The 2,359-nt window shown below is 65.4% G+C and carries 1 protein-coding gene and 1 pseudogene; one reads left to right on the top strand and one right to left on the bottom strand.

What is annotated here, in order from left to right:
- Nucleotides 1-308: 308 nt before the first annotated feature.
- The gene (locus ACEW8G_RS09505) at nt 309-1,868 is read left to right on the top strand and encodes a lipopolysaccharide biosynthesis protein (protein WP_373488186.1); all 1,560 of its coding nucleotides are present in this window, start codon (nt 309-311) and stop codon (nt 1,866-1,868) included.
- On the opposite strand, the pseudogene ACEW8G_RS09500 reads toward ACEW8G_RS09505, so the two are convergent.
- A pseudogene (locus tag ACEW8G_RS09500) lies at nt 1,807-2,359 on the bottom strand (family 2 glycosyl transferase); the annotation flags it as partial. The gene ACEW8G_RS09505 and the pseudogene ACEW8G_RS09500 sit on opposite strands and share 62 nt — an antisense overlap.

Here is a 2,359-nt window from a genome sequence, read left to right as displayed (position 1 = left end):
AGTGGGCTGCTTCGCTCCGGTGAGAGGTCATATATGGGGACCTCTGATTCGGGTCAACGGGTTTTTGCAATTTTATTTCGTGAGGTCGAAAAAACTGCAGAAAACCGCGGGTTTCACCTTGTCCCCAAAGCGTCATGTGGGGGGCCTTCCGAAGGCTTCAAGAAGGGGTTTGCGGGCGCCTGGAGCCTCCCTCGAGGGAGAAACCCGGTCAATTGGACAGTTCAATATCGACGACTCAGCGAGTCCCACGTCTGGTACCGCACCACTGGCGTCTCGCTTTAGCTGCCAATCGATTCTACTCCTCGGGCATGACAGGCACGAACCAGCGCCGCGATGGCGCGCACAGCGATACAGGGAACTTGCCCGACCCGGGTGGCCCCGCCCCCGCAGGCTTCGGAGGCCGTGTCCGCAACGCGCTCGCCTGGCGCTATGGCAGCCAGGTCGTCGCGCAGATCATCACCTGGGGTTCGACGCTCCTTGTCGTGCGCCTGCTCGATCCCAGCGATTACGGCCTGTTTGCGATGAGCCAGGTCGTGCTTGCGGCGCTGGCTTTCCTCAATGGCTGGGGCTTTGCCAATTCGCTGATCCAGCAGGAGCGGATCGGCAAGCGCGATATCGGCCAGGCCTTTGCGCTGCTGCTGGCGCTCAACTTCGGGCTGGCCGTGATGCAGATCCTGATCGCCCCCTATGCCGCGCTCTATTACAACGAGCCGCTGATCGAGGACATGCTCTACATCCAGGCGCTGCTGTTCCTGACCACACCCTTCATCGCGCTGCCCAGCGCCCTGCTGTCGCGCGAGCTGTCGTTCCGGATCCAGGCGATCGCCAATATCGTCGCCTCGGTGACCGGGGCCGTGACCGCGCTGGCGATGGCCTGGTACGGATATGGGGTCTGGGCGCTGGTGTGGGCCCCGATCGTCGCCTTCACGGTGCGGGCCATCGGGGTCACGATCGGTGCCTGGCCGCTGACAATGCCGGTGTTCGACTTCAAAGGCGCGGGCGCGATGGTCAGCTACGGCGGGGCGATGACGCTGTGCCAGATGCTGTGGATCGTCCAAAGCCAGAGCGACATCTTTATCGCTGGCCGGATTTTCGAACCCTACGAGCTGGGCCTCTATGCCGAGGCGCTGTTTCTGACCCTGATCGTCAGTGGTCGCTTTCTGCCGCCGCTCAACGAAGTCGCCTTCCCCGCCTATGCCGAACTCCACAAGGCCGGGCTCAGCCTCGCGCCCTATTTCCTGCGCTCGGTGCGCACGGTCGCAATCCTTACCGCCCCGATCCACATCGGTCTCGCGCTCACCGCGCCCGAAGCGATCGCGACGCTGTTCGGGGCAAAATGGATGCCGATGGCGCCGATCGTTGCCGGGCTGGCGCTGATCATGCCGCTGCGCTCGCTCGAGATCATCTGCGCGCCCGCGACCAACGCCACCGGTCATCCCCGGATCGATGTCTATGCCAGCCTGTTCGGTGCGATAGTGTTCACCACCGGTTTCTACTTCGGCGTCGAATACGGTCCGATGGGGCTGGTCCAGGCCTGGTGGGTGGCTGCTCCCCTGCTGCTCGCCTTCACTCTTGCGCTGACCTTGCCGATAGCCGGGGTCGGAGCCCTTGCCTGGTTCCGATCGATCTGGCCGGCGATCGTCGGCTGCGCGGCGATGGCGGTGGCGGTGCTGGCACTCAAAGCGGTGCTGCCCGACTGGCCCGCGCCGCTAAGGCTGGCTGCCCTGGCGGCGACGGGGGGGCTGACCTATGCGGCGGTGATCTGGCTGGGCTGGCGCAGTGTCGTCCACGACAGCTGGGCCATGATCAGGCAGCGGCCCGCATCCTTGCCAATGCCCGGCGATCGAATTCAAACCACAGCGGGTTGAGCCGCGGGCGCAGGCGCGGCAGCCACTCGGGATAAAGAACGGCCATCCGCTGCGGCAGCGCCCCGGGGCCTTCGCTCTGCATCAACGCGCTGATGATCCGGTTCTGGAAGTGGCGCACCGAATAATTCACCATGCGCTTCGCCTGCAGCTTCAGCCCGGGGACCGTCAACGCGGTCGGCTCGCACAGGAACCCCCCCGTGGCGCAAGGCACAACCGCATCCTCTCTGCGGTCGGCGTCGCGGCCCAGGTCGTTGTTCGCCAGCGCCGCGATCAGGCTGTCGTCACCGACAAGATCCTCGGGCAGCCGCACCCCGCTGGCTCTGAGCCGCGCGACAAAATCGCCGCTCAAGGCGTAGCAATCGCCGAACAGACCGCGATCCTCGACCAGCATGCGGCGATAGTAGCCCGCCCGACGCCCGTTGCGCGGCATCCCCGCTGCCGCATTGGCGCGGCGGTTTGCGCGCAGGCAGCCGACCAGCCCCTCGACGGTC

Source organism: Blastomonas sp. (genome assembly GCF_041747255.1).
GTDB lineage: Bacteria > Pseudomonadota > Alphaproteobacteria > Sphingomonadales > Sphingomonadaceae > Blastomonas.
Note: the sequence above shows the minus strand (reverse complement) of the source record. Positions and strands in the feature narration are given on the sequence as shown.